This is a genomic window from Rheinheimera metallidurans (assembly GCF_036983985.1).
Classification (GTDB): domain Bacteria; phylum Pseudomonadota; class Gammaproteobacteria; order Enterobacterales; family Alteromonadaceae; genus Alishewanella; species Alishewanella metallidurans.
This window is the reverse complement of the sequence record NZ_JALAHQ010000001.1, coordinates 44,667-68,715: the sequence shown is the minus strand read 5'-3', so window position 1 is coordinate 68,715 and position 24,049 is coordinate 44,667. Positions and strand designations below refer to the sequence as shown.

The window sequence follows — 24,049 nt, the reverse complement described above, 5'->3', positions numbered from 1 at the left end:
TCGCTAGGATATAGATATGAGCATTGATTTTCGTAAGCGCGCAGCCGAAGTAATTAGAATTGAAGCCGCAGCAATAGAGCAGCTAAGCCAATACTTAGACACTAACTTTAACTTGGCATGTCAGCTTATTTTCGACAGCAAGGGTAAAATCATTGTTACAGGTATGGGAAAATCTGGCCATATTGGCAGTAAAATTGCGGCGACCTTGGCCTCTACAGGAACACCCGCTTTTTTTGTTCATCCCGGTGAAGCCAGCCATGGTGACTTAGGTATGTTGTCAAAAGACGATATCGTCATTGCTATTTCAAACTCTGGCGAAACTGGCGAAGTATTAACCATTACCCCCGTAATCAAACGTCTTGGCATTAAGCTTATTGCCATGACCGGCAACCCCAGTTCAACTTTAGCAAAACTAGCTGATGCGCATCTTTGTGTAAAAGTAGAGCAAGAGGCTTGCCCATTGGGCTTAGCGCCTACCGCGAGCACTACCGCAACCTTAGTTATGGGCGATGCGCTTGCTGTTGCCCTACTTGATGCCAGAGGCTTTTCCGCTGACGATTTTGCGCTATCGCATCCCGGCGGTAGTTTGGGCCGCAAGTTGCTACTGCGTTTAGAAGACATTATGCATAGCGGCGAGTTGATGCCGGTAGTAGCTAAAACGGCAACTATAAAAGACGCATTACTTGAAATATCGAAAAAAGGTTTGGGCATGACCGCCATTGTTGACGAGCGCGGAAAAATGGCTGGGGTGTTTACGGATGGTGATTTACGTCGCATTCTAGACCAGCGCTACGACATTCACAGCAGCTTAATAGCAGAAGTCATGACAGCTCGTTGCATTACCGCCACCGCGCAGCAGCTTGCTGCTGAAGCACTACAAATTATGCAACAAAAGAAAGTGAACGGCTTAATTATTGTTGATGCCGATGGCAAACCGGTTGGCGCCATGAATATGCACGACTTACTGCGTGCCGGAGTGCTATAAATGAGTTTATTTAGCCAGCTCTACCAGCCTGTTTCCGCAGATATATTAACCAAGGCAAGCGCAATTAAACTGCTTATTTGTGACGTCGACGGGGTTTTCTCTGATGGTCGCATTTACCTTGGCAATAACGGCGAAGAGCTAAAAGCGTTTCATACCCGCGACGGTTATGGCATTAAAGCACTGCGCCAAGCAGGTATTGAAGTGGCCGTTATTACTGGCCGTAATTCAATCATAGTGCAACAGCGTATGACCTCATTAACTGTGCCCTACATTTATCAAGGCCAAGAAAATAAACTCGCCGCGTTTACTCAATTACAACAACAACTGCAACTTATACCAACGCAAATTGCCTACATCGGAGACGACTTAGCAGATTGGATGGTAATGCAACACTGTGGCTTAGCGGTATCAGTAAAAGATGCACACCCGTACTTAGTGCAACAATCACATTTTGTTACCAGTCTTAATGGTGGTTACGGTGCAGTGCGTGAGTTATGCGATCTATTACTTATTAGTCAGCACAAATTTGGCTTGTTTGATGGTAGCAGCGCATGAGAAAGTTATTTACTTTACTAATTATTATACTCACAGGTACCGCAGCCTATTTATGGTTTGAGCCTGCTGACAACAACAATGCGTTACAAACGGATCAGGAATTACTACCCGATTACGTAGCACAAAATGTTACTCGGCGTATTTTTAACAGCGACGGTTATTTGGTTGATAGTATTAGCGCAAAGCGCTTAGAGCATTTTGAGCTACTAGGTTTCACCCAATTTGAAAAGCCAGTATATACCCTGTATAACGAACAACATCAGCCAATATGGCAAGGCAGTAGCCAGTATGCGGTGTGGTTCCCTCAGGATAAAATCATTTTAGAACAACAAGTAAAAATTGACAGCCTACAGCACGATGAATTAATCGAGCATATCGAAACCGAGAGCTTAGAAATGCTGTTTCCTGATAATCGATTACAAAATAATCAGCCAGTATTAATTAGTGGCAAGGGTTTCTATATCAAAGGCAGCGGCATTAAAGCTGACTTAACAACAAAAACATTCCAATTGGTACAACATGAGCAAACGGTATATGACAATGAAGACTAATTTTATGTTTGTTTTACTGCTATGCAGCTCAAGCTTAATGGCCGCGGCACCCGATTACACACAAAAAATTCAAATAGACGCAGATAACCTGGTATCAGTTGAAGAAAACGTACTTACCTACCGTAGCAACGTTGTTATTACTCAAGGTTCGATGCAGATGAAGGCCGACCAGCTAGAAATTAATGCCCGAGCCGGTAAAGGTAAGGAAATTTATCTGGCCACAGGTAAGCCGGTAACTTATTCGCAGATGCAAGCAGATGGGAAAACGGTAACAGCACAAGCTCTTGAAATGCGCTATGAACCCTTAAGCCGTACATTAACGCTAACCGGAGACGCCGAACTGACACAAAGCGGCAGCGTTGTTAAAGCCTCTAGCATTAAATATAACGTCGAAAAACAGCAATTAAGCGCCGAAAGTGACAAGACTAAGCGTGTTACCACTATTTTTACCCCTGAGGAAAAAAACAACCCATGAAGTTAGTTGCATCACATCTAGCCAAAAGCTACAAGGGTCGACAGGTCGTAAAAGATGTTAGCTTAGAAGTAAGCGCGGGCCAAATTGTTGGGCTGTTAGGCCCAAATGGTGCAGGTAAAACCACAACATTTTATATGATTGTTGGTCTGGTGCCATCAGATAAAGGTCATATTATCCTAAACGATAAGGACATAACCTTTGACCCTATGCATGCTCGTGCTCGCCAAGGTATTGGTTATTTACCCCAAGAAAGTTCTATTTTTCGCAAACTATCGGTGTATGACAACTTACTGGCAATTCTACAAACCCGAAAAGAGCTAAATAATGCCAAAAGAGCGGAAATCGCAGACGATTTATTAGAAGAATTTCACATTGGCCATATTAAACATAGCCTAGGTATGAGCTTGTCTGGCGGTGAACGCCGACGCGTAGAAATTGCCAGAGCACTCGCCGCTAACCCAGCATTTATTTTACTTGACGAGCCCTTTGCTGGCGTTGACCCAATATCCGTGTTAGATATCAAAAAGATAATTCAGCATCTTGGCCAACGCGGTATCGGAGTACTTATCACCGACCATAATGTGCGCGAAACCCTTGATGTCTGTGAAATTGCCTATATTGTTAGTCATGGAGAACTGATAGCGTCAGGCTCACCACAAGACGTACTAGCAAATCAGAAGGTACGCGATGTATACCTCGGCGAGCAATTCAGGCTATAGTAAATAAAAAACCATTGCAGCGGATCATTCAGGATAACGGTAGAAGTAGATGAAGCCCTCTTTGCAACTTCGCTTAGGACAGCAACTCACCATGACACCGCAGCTACAGCAAGCTATACGCTTGTTACAGTTGTCGACCATTGAGTTGCAACAAGAAATTCAGGAAGCGCTGGATGCTAACCCACTGCTAGAAGCAGAAGACGAGTACGACAGTTTTTCTGCCGATCCCAAAGACGCATCAGACACCTCAGAACACAGTAACTACGAGGCTGAGTACGCGTCTGATGAAAACTATGAGCCATCAGAGCCCGACAGCAGCGAATCCATGACTGAGCAAAATATTCAGGAAGATTTGCCGCTCGACAATAATTGGGATGACCTAGTAAGCGCAGCGCCAGTTACGGCAGGTAATAGCAGTGGTGAAGAAGATCTAGTATATCAAGGCGAAACCACTGAAACACTGCAAGACTATCTGCGCTGGCAAATGCAGTTAACCCCATTTTCCGCGACCGATCGCATTATTGCCGAAGTTATTATTGAAGCTATCGATGGCAATGGCTTATTAACCATTAGTTGTGACGACATTCTTGAGTCGCTTGGCTTAGACTACGTTGAAGCTGACGAAGTTGAAGCGGTGATAAAACGTATTCAGTTATTTGACCCTATCGGTGTTGGCGCACGCTCAGTGCAAGAATGTTTACTGGTGCAACTGCGCCAATTTTCAGCAGACACGCCCTATTTAGCCGAAGCGCAAAGTATGATTCGAGAGCATACTGAGTTTTTAGCCAATCGCGACTTTCGTTCTTTAATGCGAGTGACTAAACTCAAAGAGGACGAATTAAAAGAGGTTATGCAGCTGATACAAAGTTTAAACCCTCGGCCGGGTGCTGATGTCATTCGTGAAGAACAACAGTATGTTATTCCTGATGTTAGCGTAACTAAGGTTAAAGGCCGCTGGCAAGTTGAACTTAATCCAGATGCAATGCCCAAAGTACGTATCAATCAACAATATGCGTCAATGTCGCGTACTGCAAAAAATAGCGCCGATACTCAATTTATTCGCTCGCATTTACAAGAAGCCAAGTGGTTTTTAAAAAGTTTAGAAAGTCGTAACGAAACCTTATTAAAGGTATCAAACTGTATTGTACAGCAGCAACAAGCGTTTTTTGAGCACGGCGAAGAGGCAATGAAACCTATGGTGTTAAATGATGTTGCTGAAATGGTAGGTATGCATGAATCAACAATTTCGCGCGTAACCACCCAAAAGTATATGCACACACCTAGGGGCATTTTTGAACTAAAATTCTTTTTTTCTAGCCATGTAAGCACAGAAACGGGAGGTGAATGTTCATCTACAGCCATTCGAGCCTTTATCAAAAAGTTAGTCGCTGCAGAAAACCCAACTAAGCCACTTAGCGATAGCAAAATGGCGGACATTCTGTTAGAACAGGGTATTAATGTGGCCCGCCGTACAATTGCAAAGTACCGCGAATCACTGTATATACCTCCCTCAAATCAACGCAAAACGTTGCTGTAAATTAAGCCCAAAAGAAGGAACATGTCTATGCAAATCACGTTAACTGGTCGTCATGTTGAAATTACAACAGCTATAAAACAATACGTTGATACTAAATTTGCAAAGCTAGAACGGCATTTTGACCAGATAAACAATGTACACGTGACTCTAAACGTGGAAAAATTGAAACATATCGCCGAATCTAAGTTACTGCTAAATGGCGCTGAAGTATTTGCAGTAGCAGAAGACGAGAATATGTATGCTGCAATTGACCTGTTGATCGACAAATTAGATCGCCAGGTAATTAAGCATAAAGAAAAGACTGCACGACATTAATTAGAAGATGATGAACTTAACTTCAATGCTTACCGAGAACTGCACTAAAAGTGCAGTTCTTTTTAACAGCAAAAAACGTATTCTTGAATACATCGCCGAGCTGGCACATCAGCAGTTACCTGATATATCAGAATACAGCATTCTTGAAGCGCTAATGACACGAGAAAAGCTCGGCTCTACGGGTATAGGCGGCGGCATTGCAATTCCACACGGAAAACTAAAAGTAGTCACTAAGCCTATTTTAGTGTTCGTAGTAAGCAAAGAAGCCATAGCGTTTGATGCTATTGATAATCAACCAGTAGATATATTCTGTGCCATGCTAATTCCCGAAGATCAATGTCAAGCGCACCTAAGTACATTAGCTAGCATGGCAAAAATGTTTAGCCAAAAAGACTTTACCCGAAAAATACGGCACGCAGAGACCAATCAGCAGCTGTATCAATTGTTACTCGATTATAGTGCAACGGAAATAGCAAAATGAAATTACTAGTTGTCAGCGGTCGTTCCGGTTCAGGGAAGTCAGTTGCACTGCGCGTAATGGAAGATTTAGGCTACTACTGTGTTGATAATATTCCTGTGAATTTATTACCAACATTAGCCACCACAGTGATGGGGCAGTATGAACGCGTTGCGGTAAGTATTGACGTACGCAACCTGCCAGAAGATCCAGACGAATTAGCCGAAATACTGTCATATTTACCACGCAAACTTGATCTAACCATTTTATATTTAGACGCCGATCATTCCAGCCTAATTAAGCGCTTTAGCGAAACACGTCGCTTACATCCTTTGTCACATCAAGCAATGTCGTTAGATGAAGCCATTTCTCGTGAACAGCATTTACTTGACCCTATTTCTAGCCGTGCTGATTTATATATAGATACCACCGAGCTGAATATTCATCAGTTGGCGGAGCAGCTGCGAGAGCGAATTTTAGGCCAAAAAACCGGTAGATTAGTTATTTTGTTTGAATCTTTTGGTTTTAAATACGGCATACCCAAAGACGCAGATTTTATGTTTGATGCTCGGTTTTTACCTAACCCACACTGGGAACCCAATTTAAAACCCTTAACCGGACAAGATCAGCCAGTAAAAGATTACCTTGCTGCTCAACCTATCGTTGGTAAATATATCTGGCAAATTAATAGCTTTATTAGCACCTGGTTACCGCACCTAGAGCGCAATAATCGCAGCTACCTTACTATTGCTATTGGCTGCACCGGCGGGCAACACCGCTCTGTGTATATGGTTGAATGTTTAGCCGAAAGCTTCCGTAGTTCGCGTGACGATGTACAACTGCGGCACCGTGAATTAGTGCGGCACCATAACAAAAACGGTAATACATGAAATGCAGCCAAACCGTTACCATTGTTAATCAGTTAGGCTTACACGCTCGAGCTGCGACAAAGCTAGTACAGCTTTGCCAGCAATTTGTATCAAGTATTGAGTTGGTGCAAGACGATAAAACTGCCAATGCCAGCAGTGTGCTGGCATTGCTAATGCTGGCAAGCAGCAAAGGTAAAACCCTAGAAGTACACACAGAAGGTAAAGATGCCGAGCAAGCACTTTGCGCGGTGGTTGATCTGATTAACAACGGTTTTGACGAAAACTAAGCTATTACTGAGAATTACGGTCGTGAGTTTTAGTTTGCGCCGGTGGAATATTGTTCATTCCTTGAGTTTTTTCAATCGCCGCTAACTTGTGATGTAATGCTGCCTTAATGAGCATGTGTGCGCTAATAGGCGCCGTAATTAGCAAAAATATTGTTATTAATAGCTCGTGCAAGCTTACTACGCCAGTTAAGCTAAAAAACAATATCGAGCCAAGTAAAATCCCCCCCATCCCCAAAGTTGTGGCTTTAGTAGGCCCATGCAGGCGCATAAAAAAATCAGGCATCCGCGCTAAACCAATAGAGCCAATTAAAACAAAGCTACCACCTAATAATAAAAAAAACGCAATAACCCACTCAAGCCAATGCTGCATAGTTGCCCCTACTCTATAATATCGCCGCGCAATAAAAACTTACACACAGCAACCGTGCTAACAAAACCTAGCATGGCAATTAACAACGCCGCCTCAAAATATAACGGCGACGCCATCAGCAAACCATATAAAATGATTAGCGCAATGCTATTAATATACATGGTGTCTAACGCTAGAATGCGGTCGGGTAAGCTTGGTCCTCGTAGTAAACTCCACACGTTTAATAGTAGCGCGATACTGATCATAACAAACACCAGCATAATCACGTTATCTAGCATTGAAAAATCTCCTTTAGCGGTGCTTCATAGCGTTGTTTTATTGATGCTATAAGCTCAGCTTCATCAGTCATGTTCAGCACATGGATTAGCAGCCAGCGCTGCTGCATCGGCGCTCCCGACTCAATTAGCGTAATATCTGGATAAATCTCCGCACTTACCGTACCGGGCGTCATCGACACCGTGCTTGCCAAAATAGTAATCGGCAAATCATGTTTCAAGTCTAGCGGTACTCTTACAAATGCCGGATTTAAACGCCGTTTCGGTCCCAAAATAAGTACTGCAACTTGCGCGTTAGCGGTAATAATATCGGCTAGTACTAACAACATATAACGTATCGCTAATACCGGTTTTAAAATTAATGGCTGCGGTTCACGAAACCGTGACGTTAATAATGGCAGTAGTATTGCTAACACCAAAGCGAAACAGAGTTGCGCAACTTCCACACTTTGGTTTAATAGCAACCAAACAATAAATAAGGTTACGCTACGATAAGGTGCTGGCAGCCAGCGATATTTGGGTTTAAATCTCATGGCACTACCTCCAACTCAGGAGCAAGCGCGTGCCTAGACACCGCGTTGGCACCGCTAGGGTATAACTGTGCCGCAGCGTGCTGTGATAGCTCAGTAAAAGGCCCCGCAAATATCACTAACAATGGGCTGGCTATTAGCAACCAACACACGGCAAACACTTGTAACGGCGCCGCCTTACCCTCACCAGCATCACTGCCACTTACTCGCCAAAATAAGGTGCTTCCTGCGCGCGACAAGCCAACAATAACCAGTAAACTACATACTAGTACTATGCTCCAGAGCAGCAATTTACTGCTTGGTTCAACCACCGCTTGTAACAACATTAGCTTGCCAATAAAACCCGAAAATGGTGGCAAGCCGGCAACGGTCATCGCGCCCACCATAAACATAATACCCAATAACACCGGCTGAGAAACTCGACGCCCAGATACCAAACGGTCGCCCGCCTTACCGCGTTGATTGGCAATTAAATCGGCAATTAAAAACAGTGCCGCTGCAACTAAGGTTGAATGCACTGTGTAATAAATTGCGGCGGCGGCGGTCAGCTCAGTTTGTAGCGCCACTAAACTTACCAAAGTACCAACCGATACCAACACTAAGTTGGCCACGAGTTTACGAAAATCGTTACTGGCGATCACACCTATCGACCCCAGAACTATGGTAGCCAAGCCGACTGGCAACAACCAACTACCGGCCATACCACTTAAGGCACCAGCCTCAGCACCAAATATAGTGGTATAAACTCGCAACAGTGCATATACCCCTATCTTGGTCATTACCGCAAATAATGCAGCCACTGGCGCAGAAGCTGATGAATAGGTTGCAGGCAGCCAAAATTGTAGCGGCAACACCGCGGCTTTAAGCGCAAAAACAATAATTAACATTAAGCCGCCTGACTTGACCAGCATCACATCTGCTGCTGGCAATAACGCCACCTTAGCGGCCATATCAACAATATTTAGCGTACCCAGCGTGCCGTACAATACTGCTAAGGCAAATAAAAATATTGCTGAGCCGGTTAAATTTAATATGACGTAGTGCAGCGCTGCTTTAGTTTTATTTTTACCACCGGCGTGAATAAGTAAGGCATAGGAAGCAATAAGCAATACCTCAAAAAACACAAACATATTGAAGAGGTCGCCGGTTAAAAACGCGCCATTAATACCCATTACTTGAAACTGAAATAACGGATGAAAAAACGAACCTTTTTCGTCATCGCCAGCGCTACCATAGCAAATAGCCCCGAACGCCAAAAATGACGTTAAGCACACCATTACCATAGACAAGGTATCAGCTACTAAAATAATACCAAACGGCGCCTGCCAGTTACCAACAGCGTAATGTACTGCGCCATCTTGTTGTACTTTTAGTAATAAAGTTGCTACCAAAACCAGCTGTATTGCACTGGAAATAATACTTAGCCAACGTCGCCGTACCGGTGAGTAATGTATTGGCGGCAGCATAATAAGCAAAGCCGTAAGCATTGGCAGCAGTATAGGCGCCGTAATTAAATGCCACATCAACGACTCTCCCTTTTCATACCATCTGCATCGGGTAATTTACCATCTACGTGGTCGTTGCCTAAATCAGCTCGGGCGCGAATCGCGAGGATCACTAAAAACGCGGTCATAGCAAAACCTATTACAATCGCGGTTAATACCAGCGCTTGTGGTAGCGGGTCAGCATAGTGCTCTGTAGTGCCAAGCACCACAGCACCGCGCAGTGTTAAACGGCCAGAAGCAAAAATAAACAGATTTACTGCGTAAGACAGCATGGTTAATCCCAACATTACTGGGAAAGTCCGGCCGCGTAGCATTAAAAAAACGCCACAAAAAGTAAGAAAACCAATACAACTGGCGAACAGGGTTTCCATTAAATAGCTTCCTTATGCACCGGACGATGCGATGTGGTCATCTTGCCTAAATTAGCCAAGATAAGCAGTGTTGAGCCAACAACCGTAATATAAACCCCCAAATCAAAGGCTATAGCACTGGCTAACTCAATGTCACCCAGTAAAGGCACATTAAAATGTGCAAACCACGAGGTTAAAAACGGCCGATTAAACAGCCAACTACCGGCCCCGGTAAGTAGCGCAATCATTAAACCAATGGCAACAACACGCTGATATTCAACGTTCATCCGTTCTTTTACCCAATCTACACCCTGAGCAATGTATTGCAGAATAATGGCCACCGCAGTTATCAAGCCGGCAATAAAGCCACCGCCAGGCATATTATGGCCACGGAAGAAAATATAAATTGACACCATAATAGCTAGTGGCAGCAAACTCTGTGCAACCGTTGACAGCAATAATGAATTACGCTGCAGCGCCCAAGGCCGGCCTTCACCGTCACTACTGGGTTTAAATAACGGAATGCGAGTTAACAACTTAAAGATCCCCAATGATGCTATACCCAACACCGTAATTTCGCCTAAGGTATCAAAACCACGAAAATCGACCAAAATAACGTTAACGACGTTAGTACCACCACCGCCCGTTTTGGCATTAGCAATAAAGAAATCTGAAATGCTGGTAAATGGTCGCGTCATTAACGCATAACTTAAACTACCAACAACGACGCCGACCATGCTAGCTATACTCAGATCACGCACCACCCTCGACGATTCTGACTGTTTAGGTGTTTTATGCGGCAGAAAGAATAGCGCCAGCATAAGCAGAATAATAGTCACAACCTCTACGGATAACTGAGTAAGTGCTAAATCCGGGGCTGAAAACCGAGTAAAGGCAATAGATACCATTAGCCCCACTACCGAAATCATCAACAGCGCAATTAACCGTTTACGATGCCACAATACGGTAGCAAAAGCGGCAATTAACAGCATAGCGGCGCCAGTAGCGTTTACCGCATCTATCGGTAATTCTTGTCGCCCCCCCCATAGGGTTGCCAAATCAAGTAGCGGCAAACCAGCTAATACCACAAAACTAAGTAATACCAAGGTCATATAACGTTGTAACGAGCCATTATCTAGCCATTGATAAAACCGATGGCAGCGCGCTGCAAATTGTTTTACACCTCGTTCAAAGCTATTTAGTGCGTCCACATCTGGCAGCGTGTTTTGAAATTCAAACAAATGCTTACGGTATACATAAATCAGTGTACCGCCCAATAGCGCCAGTGCACTCATCAGTAACGGTAAATTAAAGCCATGCCAAATAGCTAAACTGTACTCGGGCACGTCACCGGCAAGCACAGCTAAAGCGGCCGCGTCGAGTAAATCACCAATTAGGTATACTGGAAAAATACCCACTAAAATACAGAGCGCCACTAAAAACTCTACTGGCACGCGCATATAACGTGGTGGCTCTTTCGGCGTTTTGCTTAAACCTTTGGGTTGACCATTAAAAAACACATCATGAATAAAGCGCAACGAGTAGGCCACTGAAAACACGCCCGCTACGGTTGCCAACACCGGAATAACCCAGGATAACGACCCTAATAACTGTTGATTTAGTGTTTCACCAAAAAACATTTCTTTGGATAGAAAACCATTGAGTAAAGGCACACCCGCCATTGCCGCAGCAGCTACCATCGCTAAGGTGGCGGTAATCGGCATAAATTGCCATAAACCATTTAATTTACGCATATCTCGCGAGCCAGACTCGTGGTCAATGATACCCGCGGCCATAAACAACGAGGCTTTAAACGTGGCGTGGTTAATAATGTGAAAGATACCTGCAACCGCAGCTAGGTCGGTACCCATGCCAAATAGCAGGGTAATTAAGCCCAAATGGCTAATAGTAGAATAAGCAAGTAAGCCTTTTAAATCATGCTTAAATAATGCTAGGTATGCGCCAACGAGTAAGGTTATTAAGCCGGTAACACTTACCAATACAAACCATAATTCGCTACCCGACAGCACTGGATAAAACCGTGCTAATAAAAAGATACCGGCCTTTACCATAGTAGCCGAGTGTAAGTAAGCACTTACCGGTGTTGGTGCTGCCATGGCATTAGGCAGCCAAAAGTGAAACGGAAACTGTGCAGATTTCGTAAAACAACCTAATAAAAACAACACTAACAATATTGGGTACCAACTATGCTGCTTAATCAAATCAGCACTCAATAGCACCTGTTGTAAATCGTAACTACCAACTATTTCGCCTATCAGTAAAAATGCCGCCAATAACGCCAAACCACCTGCTGCAGTTACCGTTAGCGCCATGCGCGCACCACGCCGCGCTTCGGGTTTATGCCACCAAAAACTAATCAGTAAAAACGAACTTATACTGGTTAGCTCCCAAAACAACCAAAGTTGTAATAGATTGCCCGATAGCACTATCCCTAACATCGCAGTCATAAATAGCATTAGGTAGGCATAAAAACGTGGCATTGAATCGCGCTCGGACAAATAATACCGCGCATATAAAATAATGAGTAAACCAATGCCTAAAATCAATAACGAGAATAAAAACGCCAAACCATCTAAGTGAATAGTAATATCCAGCCCCAACAACGGCACCCAGGCATAAAAGAAACGCAGCGTTTCACCAGCAAATATTGGCTTTGCATTCAGCACCAACAACACCAAAGCTACCGCTGGTGCTACCGCTGTTGCTAACGCACAGGCACTACGCTGCCGTTTAGCTGTTATTATTGGTATTAAGCTTCCTAACAGCGGCAGAAGTAAGATCCACAGTAGTGTCATGGCTGGCACGCGTCCTTCATAAAGTGAACCGTATTTTCGCTATTAATGGCATTGTTTATACCGTTATATGGGCGAAAAGTCTATAAATGACAATCGGTAATGCTGTGATTACATTGCGTTTTTGCCGCAGGAAAACCAAGTTCTATCGCAAGATATTAGACTAATTTTTTAGCCACCGCGTTTAGCGTCTAAACTAAACACAGCAAGCGACTACCAACAATTTATTGGAGAGCACATGGTAACACGTACCGAACGCGACAGTATGGGCGAATTACAAGTACCCCTTAAAGCGCTATATCAAGCACAAACACAGCGTGCCGTGCAAAATTTTCAGCTAAGCGGTCTCACCTTACCCGCTAATTTTATACGTGCGTTGTTACAGATTAAAAAAGCCGCTGCACAAACTAATCAGCAGCTAAACTTGCTTGATGCAAGTATTAGCCAAGCTATTTGTCAGGCCGCAGATAGCCAACTTGCCAATACCGATATGCAGCAATATCCGCTTGATATTTTTCAAACCGGCTCAGGCACTAGCACCAATATGAATGTAAATGAAGTGCTGGCGACTTTAGCAAGTCGTACACTAAAGCAAAGCGTTAACCCTAACGACCATGTTAATTTAGGCCAAAGCAGTAATGACACTATTCCCAGCGCTATTCATGTTAGTGCCGCCCTAGCTTTACAACAGCAACTACTACCGGCACTACAACAATTGCAACAACAGCTAGCCACCAAAGCAGAACAAATCGGTCACTTGGTCAAAACCGGGCGCACTCATTTAATGGACGCCATGCCAGTGAGTTTTGGCCAAGTATTAGGCGGTTGGCAAGCTCAGCTTAATTTAGCTGAACAGCAACTACAGATGCAGCTGCATCATTTACAAGCGCTAGCTCAAGGCGGTACAGCAGTTGGCACTGGCATTAATGCCGCCCCCGCCTTTGCACACAAGTTTTGCCAACAGTTAAATCAAAATACCGGTTTGGTGTTTCGCCCCGCCGCTAACTTTTTTAGTGTTATAGGCTCGCAAGATACTGCGGTTGCCGCATCGGGCGCCTTGAAAATGTTAGCCGTTAGCTTAATGAAAATCAGCAATGACCTACGCTGGATGAACTCAGGCCCGCTAGCGGGTTTAGGTGAAATTGAATTACCCGCATTACAACCCGGTTCATCTATTATGCCAGGCAAGGTTAATCCGGTGATCCCAGAAGCTGTTGCCATGATCTGCGCTCAGGTAATAGGTAACGATGCCAGTATTACCCTAGCTGGGCAGTCAGGTAACTTCGAACTTAATGTAATGCTGCCGTTAATAGCGCATAACTTACTACAAAGCATTAGCCTACTAAGCAATGCTTGCAACACCTTGGCTCAAAACGCTATTACCGGTTTTACTGTGCGCGAAGACAATATTAGTAAAGCCTTAGCATTAAACCCAATACTGGTGACAGCGCTTAATCCACTAATTGGCTACACTAAAGCAGCTGAAATAGCCAAACAGGCGTATCACGAAAAGCGACCAATACTCGACATTGCATTAGAGCAAACTAACTACAGCCAAGCCGAACTTGAACAACTGCTAAACCCTGCCCGCTTGTGTAAGGGCGGTAATATTAGCGACTAATTACATTAGAGCGCCAGATTCCTCTGGCACTATTTTGTTGTTATAGTGGCCGACAACATCACACTAGGACCCTACTCTATGTTTCGTTTAACCAGCCTTGTTTCGGCTTTATTCGTAACCAGCCTCAGTGCCGCACCAGTGGTTTTATCTAATGTGCAAGGTTATGGTTTTGACAACAATCGTCAGTTGCAACAATTTAACGTTCTAGTGTTTGACGACAGCAGTGGCAAAGTACTGGCTCGTGGCGACGCTTCAGTTAGCACACAATATCCAGAAGCCAGCAAACTAGACGGTAAAGGTAAAACCTTATTACCAGGTTTAATTGACGGCCACGGCCATGTACTAGGCTTAGGCCAAAATTTATCGCTAATAGAACTGCGTGGTAGCAGTAGCGAGCTAGACGCCGTGCAGCGTGTCGCTGAGTTTTCAAAACATCACCCCGATTTACCATGGCTACGCGGCCGCGGCTGGAACCAAGTGTTATGGCCAGAAAAAAACTTCCCCACGACGGCGCTTTTAGATGAAGCCGTTAATAATAAGCCGGTATGGTTAACTCGGGTAGACGGCCATGCTGGCTGGGCAAACAGTAAAGCCCTCGCTTTGGCTGGCATTACCCGTGAAACTCTAGACCCAGCAGGCGGCGAAATTATTCGCGATGCCAAAGGCAATCCTACTGGCGTTTTAGTTGATAACGCGATGGGGTTGGTGCAGCAACATATTCCATCCGCCACCTATGCCGACCAACTACATGCACTAAATGCTGCTTTTGAGCACTTATTAGCGCTAGGCATTACCAGCGTGCATGACGCTGGCGTGGACACAAGCACAGTTAAGCTTTACCAACAATTGGCCGCAGAGCACAAACTGCCCATGCGTGTGTACCCGATGTTATCGGCCGATGATTCACAATTACCGAAATGGCTGGCAGCGGGCATTATTGATGACCCAACTGATTATTTAGATATTCGTTCGGTAAAAATATATGGCGATGGTGCCTTGGGTAGCCGTGGCGCAGCGTTAATAGACCCCTATAGCGACCACCCAAGCCAAAGCGGCTTATTGGTTACGCAACCGGATCAATTAAGCCAAATTATGAAAATGACCATTGATGCGGGTTTTCAAACCAACGTGCATGCTATTGGTGATCTCGCTAATCGCTTAGTGCTTGATCGGTTTGAGAAATTTGTTCCCAAAGATAAACGTGAATCAAGCCGCCATCGTATTGAACATGCGCAAATTGTTTCACCAAAAGATATTCCACGTTTTGCTAGTTTGCATGTTATACCCGCCATGCAAGCGGTGCATGCTACTTCAGATAAAAATATGGCCGGCGATCGCTTAGGCGTTGCTAGATTGCGTGGTGCTTATGCTTGGCGCAGCTTTATTGACCAAGGCAGCATTATTGTTGGCGGCTCTGACTTTCCGGTAGAACTGGCCGAGCCGTTTCATGGTATTCACGCGTCAGTTACTCGACAAGATCATGAGAATCAACCTAAAGGCGGGTGGCTACCGGAGCAACGTTTAACACTAACCGAAGCCCTGCGCTCGTTTACAATAGATGCGGCTTATGGTGCCTTTCAAGAAAACAGCATGGGTACATTAGCGCCGGGTAGCTGGGCCGACTTTATTCTGGTAGACCGCGACATTTATCAAATTCCACCAGAGCAGTTATGGCAAGTTACGGTAGAAAAAACCTTTGTAAATGGTAAACAGGCCTTTAGTAAATGATTAGCCAAAAATGGGGTAAGCTAATTCGCTCTCTCCAGCAAAAAAAATATCGCAAAGTCGAACAACTATTTATTGTTGAAGGCGAAAAAGCCGTACTAGAAGTATTAGCCTCTAACTGGCAGGTAACAGCCGTATTTGCTACCGAGCCTTTTTTACAGCGTTATGTTAATGATGTAAAAAAGGCCGCTTTAATACAGCAATGCAGCAGCGACGAGCTGGTAAAAGTAGGTACTTTTGCCAGTAACGATGCTGCATTAGCCGTAGTGAAAATACCGGAGCAACAGCCATTTTCACTAGGTTTGGCTTCGCAGCAACTGCCTGCGCCTTGGGTATTAGTGCTGGACCAAATTAACGACCCAGGCAATCTTGGCACTATTATTCGTATCGCCGACTGGTACGGTATTACTGATATTGTTTGCTCGCCAGATACTGCTGATTGCTTTAACCCCAAAGTTATTGCCGCCGCTAAAGGTTCCTTTTTACGCGTTAATTTACATTACCAAAGCTTACCCGAGCTATTTAAGCACAGCCCGCTTCCGGTGTACGGCGCTTATCTTGGTGGTGAGTCGGTGCATCAACTGCAGCTTAAACAGCCAGGCGGTTTTATTGTGCTAGGTAATGAAGCCAATGGCATTAGCGCAGAGCTTAGTGCATATATCAACCGCAAAATTACCATACCCGCCTTTGGCAACGCCGAATCATTAAACGTTGGCATAGCCGCAGCCATAATTTGTGATAATTTACTGCGGTTAAGTAATAGCTAATTGGATTAACCGCTAGCTTGCTGTTACTCCGGCACAGTATATACTGCCTGTTTTCGTCCTTGCAGAACGTACCTTGTCATACGAATATCTCGCCCTGGCCGCAGCCGCATGCTGGGCTATTGGCAGTTTATTATCGGCTCAAGCCTCTACTCACTTAGGTGCCTTTAGCTTTACCCGTTGGCGCATGCTGTGTGCCGCTGTAATGCTTTGGCTCATAGTGTTTATAACCGGTGGCTGGCATAGTTTGGCACTAGCGAGCAGCACTGTTTTAGTACTATCGGGTGTTATTGGCATCTTTATTGGCGATACTGCATTATTTGCCGCGATGAACCGGCTTGGCCCACGCCGTGCTGGGGTGCTCTTTGCCACCCACTCAGTGTTTTCAGTAGTGCTAGCGTATTTTTTTCTCGACGAAACCCAGTGGGGCTGGACCTTAATCGGCAGTAGTTTACTGATAAGCGGCGTAATGGTTGCCATCTTATTTGGTAAACGCAAAACTGAACTACACGCCTGGGAAAGTAACCAAACGGAATTACGCAGTGGCATTGCTTTAGGTTTGTTAGCGGCACTCTGTCAGGCAATAGCCACCTTGATGCTAAAGCCGGTGATGACAACCGATATTGATCCCATTGCTGCTTCTGCAGTGCGTATGACTAGCGCCTTTGTGCTACATCAAATTATTTTTATGCTTGGCTTTAAAGTGGCTAAAGCCTATCTGCCATTAACAGTTAACGTATTTATGCTGGTGTTAGTTAATGCGGCGCTATCCATGGTGTTAGGTATGACATTAATACTGCAGGCGTTAAAATACGGCGATGCCGGCATGGTGGCTATTTTGTCATCGGTAAGCCCGGTAATGATCTTGCCGTTATTATGGTTGGTCTATAAGCGCAGCCCAGCTCTAGGCGCGTGGCTTGGCGCATTACTCACGCTGTTAGGAACGATATTAATCTTGCTAAAAGACTGACAATACACGATTTATCATTAATACTGGCTTCAGCTAAACAAGCGATGCTGTTCAGTGGAGGCCGCAATGAAACAACGTACCAAGCTACAACTTACTAAACTTAGCCCAGCAAAACGTCTGCTAATACTATTACTTTGTGTTATTGCACTAGCAACCGGCATATACAGCGGATTATTACAGCAGCGCATAGTTAACCCAGCTCTCGCACCACTAGACAATAAAGCGCATTCCGCCCTGCAACATAGCTTACTGCTAAGCAGTGCGTCTTTTGCAACCGCACGCTTAATTGACCGTGGCATTGCCTTTGTTTCCGAAGCTGAAGTCGGGGTTGGCGTGGCGAGTGTTAAACCGGGGCAATTACTCAAGCCACTACAAGATATGGCGGTGCGCTATTCAGACTTAATGGTTATTGCCATGACATCTATCGGCTTACAGCTGTTTTTACTTGAATTTGGAAAACTGGCTGCACTACCTCTATTCGGTACAGGTATTGTGCTATCCGCTATTATACTGCTAATCGGCCCTGTCAGTTGGCGTGCTAATAGCACCTATGTATTGCGCGGTTTTGTTGCGTTGTTATTGGTAATCCGTATTGGTGTGCCGCTTGCCGCCTTTGGTGTTGCCGAGCTATCTGACTGGGTACTAGAACCGCAACGCATAGCAGCCGAAGCCGCGTTAAGTGGCGAAACTCAAGCGCTGCAGCTTGTAGATCAGCCACTGCAAAGTGCCGATGAAGGCTCTTTTGCATGGCTGCGTCAGTTGGCTGGAAAAGCTAACGATATGTTTGCTGCGGTAAAAAGCTTCTCTGATACCATGGTAGAAAAGCTAATCCAACTTATTGTGGTATACAGCCTACAAACATTAATCTTTCCACTATTATCACTCTGGTTACTGTGGCACTTAGGCCGTTGGTTTGTCCGTCGACCATTGTCGGTTTTACCCAATACGCCTATAGCTGCGTCCTAAACTCTAAAGCGTTGCACTAATGCACTAAGCCGGCGTTCTAGCTCGGTTAAGCCGTTAGTAGAAGATGCTAATTCAGCCGCATTATTTGCGGCTTGATCTGCCAAATGCGCTATTTCATGAATACTGCGACTAATATCGGCGGCTACTGCCGTTTGTTGCTCGGCGGCGGTTGCTATTTGAATATTCATTTGAGTAATAGTACTAACTGATTTAGTAATGGTTTGGAGTGACTCGCTGGCTTTATCGGCCTGCGCAACCGTTTGTATTGATTGCTGACGACCACGCTGCATTACCTGCACCGCATCATTAGTACCTTGTTGAAACAGGTTAATCATTTGCTGAATTTCATTAGTACTTTGTTGGGTACGAGTAGCGAGTGTACGCACTTCATCGGCTACCACCGCAAAGCCGCGGCCTTGCTCACCGGCTCGTGCCGCTTCTATTGCGGCGTTTAGCGCCAGCAAGTTGGTTTGTTCAGCAATACCGCGAATTACGTTTACTACTAAGCCAATTTGGTCAGCGTCAGCGCCCAGCTTTTCAATAGTATCGCCAGCGGTGTTTACTTCTTCTGCCAGTTTATTAATTGAGTTTATCGTTTGTGCCACACTTTTCTGCCCGCCTATGGCTTCTTTATCGGCCTCTTGCGCTGCGCTGGCGGCTAAGCCCGCACTGCTGGCTACTTCTTGCACCGCAGCCGACATTTGATATACCGCCGCGGCAACTTGCGTAGTTTCCGCTTTTTGCGTGTTGGCATCTTGGTCGGTTAGGTTAACAATTTTCTGCATACTGGCAGCACTTTGGCTAAGTGCTTGTACGGCTTGTTTTACCTCAGTTACCAGCTGCTGTATTTTTTGCGCAAACTCATTAAAACCACGCGCAACTTCACCGACCTCGTCGGCGGTTTCTATCTGTAAGCGCTGGGTTAAATCACCCTCTCCTTGGCCAATGTTAATAAGTGCGGCAGAGGCTTTCTGTAATGGCTGAACTACCAAGTTAGCAACAAACAATGCCAGTAGAACCACGATCACTAACATTAGCACTGCACCGCCAACGACCAGCAATAGTGTATTAAGAATAAGACCGTTAATTTGTTGCTCTTTTTCTGCTACACGGCGGTCAATGTCATCAATATAAAAGCCAGAGCCAATAACCCAGCGGTTGCTGTTCATCGCTGCGGCATAGCTTAGCTTGGGTGTTAAACCGCCACGGGTTTTTTCATCCCACATATAGGTAACAAAACCGCTGCCTTTTTTTGCGGCGTCAATTAACTCACGGATCAGTGGCACACCGTTAGGGTCTTTTAAATCAATTAGGTTACGGCCTTCTAAGCTAGAATTAGAGCCATGTACTATATTTACGCCGTCTAAATCATAAACAAACATGTAACCATCATCACCAAAGCGCATGGCGCGAATCATGGCTTTTGCGGCATTTAACTGCTCAGCACTCGGGTTATTCGTTGTAAAATAAGGCGCGACTGCACTGGCAGCGATAGCAACGTGATTTTTTAACGCGTCTTGTTTTTCTTGCAGCATATCGATACGAAACTGGTTAATTTGTTCTGTACCCATGTCACGCATCTGGCTATAAATCAGCAGCATTAGTGCCAACACTATCGCTATCATAGGTAATACAGCCAGCAGTAACATTTTATTTTTCAGCGACAATTTGAACATAACCAAACTCCACATAACAACATTAACCATGTTGATTCAGTTACATCATAGTGCAGCTAGTAAGAAAAGAAAGCGTTATAACAACATAGTATTCAGCAAGAAACCCTCTGCATGTTGGGCTCTGAGCAACAACGCTCTACCTAGTAATAGCCGCAATAGTATTTTACGCGAATAGTGCGTTTTCCATTACAATGAGTAGGTTAAACCGACATAGTGGAAACTTAGCGTGTACAGCGGCGACTTTACCCAAAAAAGAAGATTTATTGTTAAGCTTGGCAAAATGCTACATAAATACGGCACGCCAGCTTCGCGTTTAGAAGCGCATCTGAATCAATTATCGCGGCATCTGGGGTTAAACGCCTCGTTTATTATTTCGCCGACAGCAATGACCTTTGTTATTTGGAGCGAAGGGCATGAACAAGAATACACCCACGCCGCCCGCGTTGATCCAGGCGGTATGGATTTAGGTGCGTTATCGCGTACCGATGAGTTGGCAGATCAAGTACTGCAAGGCCAAGTTAGTCTAAATGAAGCCGATGCCTTATTAGACGCTATCGATATGCGGCCTAGCTCCTATAGCAAGTTAGCTTGTGGTGTTGCCATGATGCTATCGGGCGGCGCCTTCGCCATGTTAATGGCAACCAGCTGGAACGATGTGCTTTGGTCGTGCTTACTATCGTTATTGGTATACCTGTTTATGTTATGGGCCGCACACTCTGCCCGTATCGCTTATATGCTAGAGCCCTTAGTCGCGTTAGTGGCTGCCGTGGCTGCCTGTGCCATTAGTCGCTATATAGACCCAGGCATTAACATTCGCCTAGCCGTGTTATCTGCCATTATTGCCTTTATACCTGGCTTAGCATTAACGCTAGGCCTAGCCGAGCTAGCTGCGCGCCATTTAGTATCGGGTAACGCCCGTATTATGGATGCCATGATGCTATTGTTTAAGCTGTATTTTGGTGCCTTTTTAGGTATCGCAATAGGGTTTCGTTTATTCGGCACTGTTGATTTCATTAAACCTCCACCTATTCCTCAAAGTTTCGCTTGGCTTGCCGTCGGCATTTTAGGTGTGTCGTTAATTATTCTCTTTAATAGCCGAGGTAAATACACTTTGTGGTCACTGGCGTCAGGCTTTATTGCTTATGGCGTCAGTATTGCTGGTGCAAACCTTTTTGATTATACGTTAGGCGCTTTTCTTGGTGCCTTTGCTGTGGGCATATACAGCAACCTATTTACTCGGCTAGCTAAGGCACCAGCGGTTATTGTTGCTATGCATGGGCTTATTGTATTGGTGCCCGGCAGTAAAACCTATATTGGCTTAAATTCGCTAATCTCGGGTCAAGAATTTGTCGTGTCTACCGGTATTGGTCAACAAACTTTTTTAATTTTTATGTCGTTAATTGCTGGGCTTATTTTTGCTAACGTGGCTTTACCACCAACCAAAAGCTTATAAAGCAATAGTATGCTCAGTTTGCTAAACTAACGGCTGTATTTTGCCAAAGTGAGGTTAACGTGCCAGACCGTGCTCATCTGTTTTCTTTACGCCTTGGCCACGCCCTGCGCGAAGTATTAGCCGAAGGCTACAACCGGAAAAAATTTGGTAAAGATATACTGGCCGGTCTTACCGTAGGTATTATTGCTATACCGCTAGCTATGGCGCTGGCCATTGCCAGTGGTGTCGCGCCGCAATATGGGCTTTATACCGCCATTATTGCTGGTTTTGTTATTGCGCTTACTGGCGGCTCTCGTTATAGCATTTCTGGCCCCACCGCAGCCTTTGTCGTTATCTTATATCCAGTTGCCATTAAATATGGTTTAAGCGGCTTGCTTATTGCCACTGCACTATCTGGTGTACTGCTAATATTCATGGCAATAATGCGCCTTGGTCGATTAATTGAGTATATTCCTGAGTCAGTAACCCTAGGTTTTACTGGTGGCATTGCCGTAGTTATTGCTACCTTGCAACTAAAAGATTTTTTTGGCCTACCCATTAATGATCTACCCGAGCATTACATCGATAAAATTGCGGTTCTGGCACAACATCTGCCGCAATTAACGTGGCCAAGTGTATTGGTTGCTTCAGTTACCTTAGCGGTAATGCTGGTTTGGCCGAAGTTTAAAACCATTATTCCGGCGCATTTACCGGCACTGTTTGTCGGCACCGCATTAGCCTTAATACTGCTGCAGCAAGGTATTGAGATTGACACTATCGGTTCACGTTTTAGTTATATCGAACACGATGGCAGCTTAGGCAAAGGTATTCCGCCCTATTTGCCCTACTTTGACTGGCCATGGCTGCGCCCTGGCCCCGATGGTGAATTACTCAATTTTAGCTGGCAATTAGTTAAAGACTTGCTAACAGCAGCCTTCGCTATGGCCATGCTAGGAGCAATAGAGTCGTTACTTTGTGCAGTGGTGCTAGATGGTATGTCTGGCCGGCGCCACAGTGCAAACAGCGAGCTGATGGGTCAGGGTATTGGTAACATTATTACACCTTTTTTTGGTGGCATTACCGCAACGGCCGCTCTGGCACGCTCTGCGGCGAACTTTAAAGCCGGCGCGCAATCGCCTATTGCCTCTATTATTCACGCTATAGTGTTACTACTCGGCTTGGTCCTGCTGGCCCCCCTGCTATCTTATGTACCAATGGCGGCTTTAGCATCATTACTGATTATTGTCGCTTGGAACATGAGCGAAGCACACAAAGCAGTACTGCTGTTAAAAACTGCACCGCGCAGTGATATATGGGTATTTATTACCTGTTTTTCGCTTACCGTGCTGTTCGATATGGTGATTGCCATCACGGCCGGTATTTTATTAGCCGCGTTGTTGTTTGTTAAAGAAATTGCCGCAATGAGTAAGGTAACGGACATCAGCAATAACCGTAAGCAAGTTGAGCACCCCGTACCTAGCGGCTGGCAAGTATTAAAAATTAGTGGGCCATTATTTTTTGCTGCAGCCGATCGTATTTTTTCCGATATTGCCCGCTTAAGCGAGCATAGCAAAGGCATTATTTTATATATGGATGGTGTGCCACTGCTCGATGCCGGTGGTTTATCGGCGCTTAATAAACTCATTAGTAAATGCGCCAAAAGCAAAACCAGCTTAATGATTGCCGAATTACAGTTTCAGCCACTAAGAACGCTAGCCAGAGCTGGCGTGCAACCGATAGAAGGCCAACTGAGTTTTTACCCAACGTTGCGTGAAGCGTTAGAACTATTGCAACAGCAACCCATTACTAATAATGGCTAACACGTAGTAACCTTTATTTGCTCTTGAATGGCTAAGGGTTGTGTAACGCGCGGAAACACCACCAGCATCCATGGTTGACGCACTACGGCAGGTGCTGGGCAATTCGCGCCAGCGTACTCACTATTAAGAATAATCTGTACTTGATCTGACTGGCCGCTAAACCTTTCTATTTCCAGCTTTAGTGTGTTCTGTTGTGCACCAGCCATTACTAGCAGTACTTGGTATTCCGCAAAGTTAATAGTTTCTGGTGTGCTGCTACGATTAAGCAGCTGGTAAAACACCTGATCAAAACTACTCTGATTACTAATAATTCGAATTAATTTATCATCATTCTGCGCAGTATCGCCCCGAGCAAGGTATCGATATGCTGCCGCATCATCGGCGGTCAGGTTTTCTACACAACCAATTAACAAGCAGAGCGATGTGACTATGATTATTTTGGCGCTAAACTTCATAAGCTACCCCACGCTATTTTTGATAGT

Annotated in this window: 25 protein-coding genes; 17 read left to right on the top strand and 8 right to left on the bottom strand. The window is 44.9% G+C overall.

All coding sequences use genetic code 11. From position 1 onward, the window contains the following. Positions 1-16 precede the first annotated feature (16 nt). Genes MN199_RS00360 through MN199_RS00315 form a run of 10 tightly spaced genes read left to right on the top strand, consistent with a single transcriptional unit; the run spans position 17 to position 6,750 of the window. Positions 17-985 carry a KpsF/GutQ family sugar-phosphate isomerase gene (locus MN199_RS00360; protein ID WP_335738046.1) on the top strand — a complete coding sequence of 323 codons (969 nt, stop codon included), beginning with the start codon at positions 17-19 and terminating at the stop codon, positions 983-985. Further along, complete coding sequence (kdsC, locus tag MN199_RS00355) at positions 986-1,540, top strand: 3-deoxy-manno-octulosonate-8-phosphatase KdsC (protein ID WP_132581240.1); 555 nt, start codon at positions 986-988, stop codon at positions 1,538-1,540. Beyond that, positions 1,537-2,091, top strand: coding sequence for an LPS export ABC transporter periplasmic protein LptC (gene lptC / locus MN199_RS00350; RefSeq protein WP_132581238.1), 555 nt, complete (start codon positions 1,537-1,539; stop codon positions 2,089-2,091). The genes kdsC and lptC overlap by 4 nt, the downstream gene beginning before the upstream one ends. Continuing rightward, positions 2,081-2,566 (top strand): lipopolysaccharide transport periplasmic protein LptA, encoded by a 486-nt coding sequence (gene lptA, locus MN199_RS00345; protein WP_335738045.1) that lies wholly within the window; start codon positions 2,081-2,083, stop codon positions 2,564-2,566. The genes lptC and lptA overlap by 11 nt, the downstream gene beginning before the upstream one ends. Then, on the top strand, positions 2,563-3,285 hold the full coding sequence (gene lptB / locus MN199_RS00340; protein ID WP_132581234.1) for an LPS export ABC transporter ATP-binding protein: 723 nt from the start codon (positions 2,563-2,565) through the stop codon (positions 3,283-3,285). The genes lptA and lptB overlap by 4 nt, the downstream gene beginning before the upstream one ends. 49 nt (positions 3,286-3,334) lie before the next feature. Continuing rightward, the gene (locus MN199_RS00335; RefSeq protein ID WP_335738044.1) at positions 3,335-4,822 is read left to right on the top strand and encodes an RNA polymerase factor sigma-54; all 1,488 of its coding nucleotides are present in this window, start codon (positions 3,335-3,337) and stop codon (positions 4,820-4,822) included. A gap of 27 nt (positions 4,823-4,849) precedes the next feature. Beyond that, positions 4,850-5,137: a ribosome hibernation-promoting factor, HPF/YfiA family gene (gene hpf / locus MN199_RS00330; protein ID WP_132581230.1), complete on the top strand. Its 288-nt coding sequence runs from the start codon at positions 4,850-4,852 to the stop codon at positions 5,135-5,137. 7 nt (positions 5,138-5,144) lie between these two features. Further along, positions 5,145-5,618: a PTS IIA-like nitrogen regulatory protein PtsN gene (ptsN, locus tag MN199_RS00325; protein ID WP_132581228.1), complete on the top strand. Its 474-nt coding sequence runs from the start codon at positions 5,145-5,147 to the stop codon at positions 5,616-5,618. Then, complete coding sequence (gene rapZ / locus MN199_RS00320; RefSeq protein ID WP_335738043.1) at positions 5,615-6,484, top strand: RNase adapter RapZ; 870 nt, start codon at positions 5,615-5,617, stop codon at positions 6,482-6,484. The genes ptsN and rapZ overlap by 4 nt, the downstream gene beginning before the upstream one ends. Next, complete coding sequence (locus MN199_RS00315) at positions 6,481-6,750, top strand: HPr family phosphocarrier protein (protein WP_335738042.1); 270 nt, start codon at positions 6,481-6,483, stop codon at positions 6,748-6,750. The genes rapZ and MN199_RS00315 overlap by 4 nt, the downstream gene beginning before the upstream one ends. 4 nt (positions 6,751-6,754) lie before the next feature. On the opposite strand, the gene MN199_RS00310 is transcribed toward MN199_RS00315, so the two are convergent. From MN199_RS00310 to MN199_RS00285, 6 genes are read right to left on the bottom strand one after another with little or no spacing between them, the layout of a single operon-like run. Beyond that, complete coding sequence (locus tag MN199_RS00310; RefSeq protein WP_132581222.1) at positions 6,755-7,120, bottom strand: Na+/H+ antiporter subunit G; 366 nt, start codon at positions 7,118-7,120, stop codon at positions 6,755-6,757. Between the two features lie 8 nt (positions 7,121-7,128). Beyond that, positions 7,129-7,398, bottom strand: a complete 270-nt coding sequence (locus MN199_RS00305; protein ID WP_132581220.1) for a K+/H+ antiporter subunit F — start codon at positions 7,396-7,398, stop codon at positions 7,129-7,131. Further along, positions 7,392-7,928 (bottom strand): Na+/H+ antiporter subunit E, encoded by a 537-nt coding sequence (locus MN199_RS00300; protein ID WP_335738041.1) that lies wholly within the window; start codon positions 7,926-7,928, stop codon positions 7,392-7,394. The genes MN199_RS00305 and MN199_RS00300 overlap by 7 nt, the downstream gene beginning before the upstream one ends. Beyond that, positions 7,925-9,448, bottom strand: a complete 1,524-nt coding sequence (locus tag MN199_RS00295) for a monovalent cation/H+ antiporter subunit D (RefSeq protein WP_335738040.1) — start codon at positions 9,446-9,448, stop codon at positions 7,925-7,927. The genes MN199_RS00300 and MN199_RS00295 overlap by 4 nt, the downstream gene beginning before the upstream one ends. Next, on the bottom strand, positions 9,448-9,801 hold the full coding sequence (locus MN199_RS00290; RefSeq protein WP_132581214.1) for a Na+/H+ antiporter subunit C: 354 nt from the start codon (positions 9,799-9,801) through the stop codon (positions 9,448-9,450). Before MN199_RS00290 ends, MN199_RS00295 begins: the two co-directional genes overlap by 1 nt. Next, the gene (locus MN199_RS00285) at positions 9,801-12,596 is read right to left on the bottom strand and encodes a monovalent cation/H+ antiporter subunit A (RefSeq protein WP_335738039.1); all 2,796 of its coding nucleotides are present in this window, start codon (positions 12,594-12,596) and stop codon (positions 9,801-9,803) included. The genes MN199_RS00290 and MN199_RS00285 overlap by 1 nt, the downstream gene beginning before the upstream one ends. A gap of 235 nt (positions 12,597-12,831) precedes the next feature. Here MN199_RS00285 and MN199_RS00280 point away from each other — a divergent pair, with 235 nt between their 5' ends. The 5 genes from MN199_RS00280 (at position 12,832) to MN199_RS00260 (ending at position 18,639) form a co-directional block, all read left to right on the top strand. After that, complete coding sequence (locus MN199_RS00280) at positions 12,832-14,214, top strand: class II fumarate hydratase (protein WP_335738038.1); 1,383 nt, start codon at positions 12,832-12,834, stop codon at positions 14,212-14,214. 78 nt (positions 14,215-14,292) lie between these two features. Continuing rightward, complete coding sequence (locus tag MN199_RS00275; RefSeq protein ID WP_335738037.1) at positions 14,293-15,942, top strand: amidohydrolase; 1,650 nt, start codon at positions 14,293-14,295, stop codon at positions 15,940-15,942. Beyond that, positions 15,939-16,706 carry a TrmH family RNA methyltransferase gene (locus MN199_RS00270; RefSeq protein WP_335738036.1) on the top strand — a complete coding sequence of 256 codons (768 nt, stop codon included), beginning with the start codon at positions 15,939-15,941 and terminating at the stop codon, positions 16,704-16,706. Before MN199_RS00275 ends, MN199_RS00270 begins: the two co-directional genes overlap by 4 nt. Before the next feature lie 73 nt (positions 16,707-16,779). Continuing rightward, positions 16,780-17,673 (top strand): DMT family transporter, encoded by an 894-nt coding sequence (locus MN199_RS00265; protein ID WP_335738035.1) that lies wholly within the window; start codon positions 16,780-16,782, stop codon positions 17,671-17,673. Between the two features lie 66 nt (positions 17,674-17,739). Then, positions 17,740-18,639, top strand: coding sequence for a hypothetical protein (locus MN199_RS00260; RefSeq protein ID WP_335738034.1), 900 nt, complete (start codon positions 17,740-17,742; stop codon positions 18,637-18,639). Here the strand turns inward: MN199_RS00260 and MN199_RS00255 are convergent. After that, positions 18,636-20,315 (bottom strand): methyl-accepting chemotaxis protein, encoded by a 1,680-nt coding sequence (locus MN199_RS00255; RefSeq protein ID WP_335738033.1) that lies wholly within the window; start codon positions 20,313-20,315, stop codon positions 18,636-18,638. The genes MN199_RS00260 and MN199_RS00255 overlap by 4 nt on opposite strands. A gap of 226 nt (positions 20,316-20,541) precedes the next feature. On the opposite strand from MN199_RS00255, the gene MN199_RS00250 reads away from it, so the two are divergent. Together MN199_RS00250 and dauA are read left to right on the top strand one after the other, a co-directional pair. Then, positions 20,542-21,768, top strand: coding sequence for a threonine/serine exporter family protein (locus tag MN199_RS00250; protein WP_335738032.1), 1,227 nt, complete (start codon positions 20,542-20,544; stop codon positions 21,766-21,768). 59 nt (positions 21,769-21,827) lie between these two features. Further along, complete coding sequence (gene dauA / locus MN199_RS00245) at positions 21,828-23,567, top strand: C4-dicarboxylic acid transporter DauA (protein ID WP_335738031.1); 1,740 nt, start codon at positions 21,828-21,830, stop codon at positions 23,565-23,567. On the opposite strand, the gene MN199_RS00240 is transcribed toward dauA, so the two are convergent. Continuing rightward, entirely contained in the window at positions 23,564-24,022 is a 459-nt protein-coding gene (locus MN199_RS00240; protein WP_335738030.1) for a hypothetical protein, read from the bottom strand. The genes dauA and MN199_RS00240 overlap by 4 nt on opposite strands. Between the last annotated feature and the right edge of the window lie 27 nt (positions 24,023-24,049).

Excerpts from the sequence above, each read along its gene's own strand:
- MN199_RS00270 (WP_335738036.1), top strand. The coding sequence starts at position 15,939 with ATGATTAGCCAAAAATGGGGTAAGCTAATTCGCTCTCTCCAGCAAAAA.
- MN199_RS00240 (WP_335738030.1), bottom strand. The coding sequence starts at position 24,022 with ATGAAGTTTAGCGCCAAAATAATCATAGTCACATCGCTCTGCTTGTTA.
- MN199_RS00360 (WP_335738046.1), top strand. The coding sequence starts at position 17 with ATGAGCATTGATTTTCGTAAGCGCGCAGCCGAAGTAATTAGAATTGAA.
- MN199_RS00310 (WP_132581222.1), bottom strand. The coding sequence starts at position 7,120 with ATGCAGCATTGGCTTGAGTGGGTTATTGCGTTTTTTTTATTATTAGGT.
- MN199_RS00315 (WP_335738042.1), top strand. The coding sequence starts at position 6,481 with ATGAAATGCAGCCAAACCGTTACCATTGTTAATCAGTTAGGCTTACAC.
- MN199_RS00300 (WP_335738041.1), bottom strand. The coding sequence starts at position 7,928 with ATGAGATTTAAACCCAAATATCGCTGGCTGCCAGCACCTTATCGTAGC.
- MN199_RS00305 (WP_132581220.1), bottom strand. The coding sequence starts at position 7,398 with ATGCTAGATAACGTGATTATGCTGGTGTTTGTTATGATCAGTATCGCG.
- MN199_RS00285 (WP_335738039.1), bottom strand. The coding sequence starts at position 12,596 with ATGACACTACTGTGGATCTTACTTCTGCCGCTGTTAGGAAGCTTAATA.
- MN199_RS00255 (WP_335738033.1), bottom strand. The coding sequence starts at position 20,315 with ATGTTCAAATTGTCGCTGAAAAATAAAATGTTACTGCTGGCTGTATTA.
- MN199_RS00260 (WP_335738034.1), top strand. The coding sequence starts at position 17,740 with ATGAAACAACGTACCAAGCTACAACTTACTAAACTTAGCCCAGCAAAA.
- hpf (WP_132581230.1), top strand. The coding sequence starts at position 4,850 with ATGCAAATCACGTTAACTGGTCGTCATGTTGAAATTACAACAGCTATA.
- lptB (WP_132581234.1), top strand. The coding sequence starts at position 2,563 with ATGAAGTTAGTTGCATCACATCTAGCCAAAAGCTACAAGGGTCGACAG.
- MN199_RS00280 (WP_335738038.1), top strand. The coding sequence starts at position 12,832 with ATGGTAACACGTACCGAACGCGACAGTATGGGCGAATTACAAGTACCC.
- lptC (WP_132581238.1), top strand. The coding sequence starts at position 1,537 with ATGAGAAAGTTATTTACTTTACTAATTATTATACTCACAGGTACCGCA.
- MN199_RS00290 (WP_132581214.1), bottom strand. The coding sequence starts at position 9,801 with ATGGAAACCCTGTTCGCCAGTTGTATTGGTTTTCTTACTTTTTGTGGC.
- rapZ (WP_335738043.1), top strand. The coding sequence starts at position 5,615 with ATGAAATTACTAGTTGTCAGCGGTCGTTCCGGTTCAGGGAAGTCAGTT.
- MN199_RS00335 (WP_335738044.1), top strand. The coding sequence starts at position 3,335 with ATGAAGCCCTCTTTGCAACTTCGCTTAGGACAGCAACTCACCATGACA.
- lptA (WP_335738045.1), top strand. The coding sequence starts at position 2,081 with ATGAAGACTAATTTTATGTTTGTTTTACTGCTATGCAGCTCAAGCTTA.
- MN199_RS00275 (WP_335738037.1), top strand. The coding sequence starts at position 14,293 with ATGTTTCGTTTAACCAGCCTTGTTTCGGCTTTATTCGTAACCAGCCTC.
- MN199_RS00295 (WP_335738040.1), bottom strand. The coding sequence starts at position 9,448 with ATGTGGCATTTAATTACGGCGCCTATACTGCTGCCAATGCTTACGGCT.
- kdsC (WP_132581240.1), top strand. The coding sequence starts at position 986 with ATGAGTTTATTTAGCCAGCTCTACCAGCCTGTTTCCGCAGATATATTA.
- ptsN (WP_132581228.1), top strand. The coding sequence starts at position 5,145 with ATGATGAACTTAACTTCAATGCTTACCGAGAACTGCACTAAAAGTGCA.